This is a genomic window from Bacteroides sp., assembly GCF_029057325.1.
Lineage (GTDB): Bacteria > Bacteroidota > Bacteroidia > Bacteroidales > Bacteroidaceae > Bacteroides.
The window spans coordinates 1-2,315 of sequence record NZ_JAICZW010000115.1 but is presented as its reverse complement, the minus strand read 5'-3'; the positions used below and the strand labels follow the sequence as shown (position 1 = coordinate 2,315).

At 51.1% G+C, this 2,315-nt stretch carries 2 protein-coding genes; both read right to left on the bottom strand.

The features are described 5' to 3' along the window. Positions 1–192: 192 nt before the first annotated feature. Positions 193–954 (bottom strand): glycoside hydrolase family 25 protein, encoded by a 762-nt coding sequence (locus K2G43_RS07100; protein ID WP_297642947.1) that lies wholly within the window; start codon positions 952–954, stop codon positions 193–195. 183 nt (positions 955–1,137) lie between these two features. After that, positions 1,138–2,315: diphosphate--fructose-6-phosphate 1-phosphotransferase (locus K2G43_RS07095; protein ID WP_300153768.1), on the bottom strand; the 1,178-nt coding region annotated here is incomplete at its 5' end.

Here is a 2,315-nt window from a genome sequence, read left to right as displayed (position 1 = left end):
GTTCGATAGAGTGTAGGATGATGATGCCCATCACCGCCAGTCCGCGCAGCACATCGGCTACGTCCACACGCGCATGTCCTATCCGCGGCGCATTCATTGTTCTTGTAGTTTCCATGGTTTTCAATCATTAATGGGCACAAAAATAGGCAATTCGTGCGAATCGGGAAAGAAGTTGCCGCTAAAAATAGGATGTCATGGCAGGGTGAGTGTCTGCAACTCCTCCAACACGCCGTTGAACACATTCAAATCGACCTCCTTCTCAATGCCGGGCACAGTGCCCACATCAGTATGCTGCCAGAAGTTCCATTGGCCTTCGTAGCGCACGGAGTCCACGTAGTAATGGGCTATCCAATAGGGATAGGTGTTGAAGACGGAATCGTTGAGATAACGTTCCTTGAATTTATAGGAAGTATAAAGAATGGGCTTCACGCCGTAATGGGATTCCACCTTGTCCAGCCAGGTTTTGACGGCTCTCTTCAGTTCTTGCGGCGACTGCTTTTTGCCGATAGTCTCCACATCGAGCACAGGAGGGAGATCTCCCTTTTCCAGTTGTACGGTACGGATGAAGAAGTCCGCCTGCTTGTCCGCATCGGTCTTCGGAATGAAATAATGGTAAGCACCACGGATGAAACCATACTTGCGTGCCTCGCCGAAGTTCTGTGCAAACGTGTCGTCTCCGTGGTCACCCCCTTCAGTCGCCTTTAGGAAGATAAAACAGAGAGGGAACTCTGTATGCCGATTCCGGGACAGCGTCTCCCAATCGATTTTACCCTGATAGTGGGAGATGTCGATGCCATGTACCTCGTAACTGCAAGGCAGACAAACCCCGTAACCTTTCATTCCATAGCACGGCTTCCAACGATAAGCGTAAGGACGGACACAGAACCAATAGAATCCGGCAGAAAAGACAACCACGATGCACACCGTCAAGAGATTACGCATCCATACAGGCATAACACGTTCCTGCACCTTCTTCCTGCCCCGTGGGGAAGAGGAACGACGGACAGCGGGTTTACGCCTGGACTTTGCGGATGATTTTGCGGTTGATTTTGCGGGTGCCATATACGAGTAGAAGAAAGGGCGGAATGACCCGCCCTTTCATTTTATAACAGTCACACTTAAACTGATTCGTCAGCTTTATTTAGCCTGTTCCAATTGCAGTGTCCTTGTCGGTTGGTCACAAACCTCTGTAGGACCGAAGTATTGGATAGGACCCGGATATACATAATCTGTCTCCAAAGCCCAACGGTCGCGCTGAGCGGCAAATGCCTTGAACGGAGCACCGTCCAGTTTCACCAGCGCCTTTTGGATAACCGGCTTCATTTCGCCGTGACGACGTTCCATGTTCATCATCATCGTGATGGGCACACCGCCTGCAATCCACTCTTCAGCCGGAGCAGTCGTGTTGCGTACGGAAGACATGTAACCGGTCTTGCCGTTGGCAATCAATGCGGAAGCCGCATAACCCAATGAGTAGCAGTAGTCGGCATCGAAGTTGGACGGAGCGGCGCAACGTCCTTCGTAACCGAAGAAGTGGTGCTGAGCAGCGAACTTGCCTACATACTTGCCCTCTTCCTTCCACTGAGCCAGCTTCGTGCCTACCATTTCAGACAGCAGCTTTTCAGTCTCAATCAGAGATACCTGTACGTTTCCGTGCGGGTCGCGGTCCAAAGACAACTGGCGTGCCACGCCTTCGGGCAGGCTTGCATAGATAGCGGAGTTCTCCGCAGAGAGGTGACGGATGATGTAGTCACGCTGAGCAGACTTCTTGATTTGAGCGAACTCTTCGGCATTGGCAGCAAGGAAGTCGTTCAGTTCGGCAATCAGACGCTTCATGGCGGGGATGAACTCAACCAAACCTTCGGGAATCAATACGGTACCGAAGTTGTTGCCTTGAGCTGCACGGTCGGCAACCACCTGAGCGATGTTGGTCACGATGTCATCCAAAGAGAGATTCTTCTCTTCTACTTCCTCAGAGATGATACAGATGTTGGGCTGTACCTGCAAAGCGCATTCCAAAGCGATGTGGGAAGCGGAACGTCCCATCAGCTTGATGAAGTGCCAGTACTTGCGGGCGGAGTTGCAGTCGCGTTGGATATTACCGATTACTTCAGAGTAAGTCTTACAAGCAGTATCGAAACCGAAAGAAGTCTCAATCATATCGTTCTTCAAGTCACCGTCGATGGTCTTCGGGCAACCGATTACCTGTATGCCGTAGTTCTTCGCAGCATAATACTCAGCCAATACACAAGCGTTGGTGTTGGAGTCATCACCACCGATGATAACCAGCGCCTTGATGTTCAGTTCCTTCAGGA

Coding starts and splice junctions, on each gene's coding strand:
- K2G43_RS07100 (WP_297642947.1), bottom strand. CDS start 954: ATGCCTGTATGGATGCGTAATCTCTTGACGGTGTGCATCGTGGTTGTC.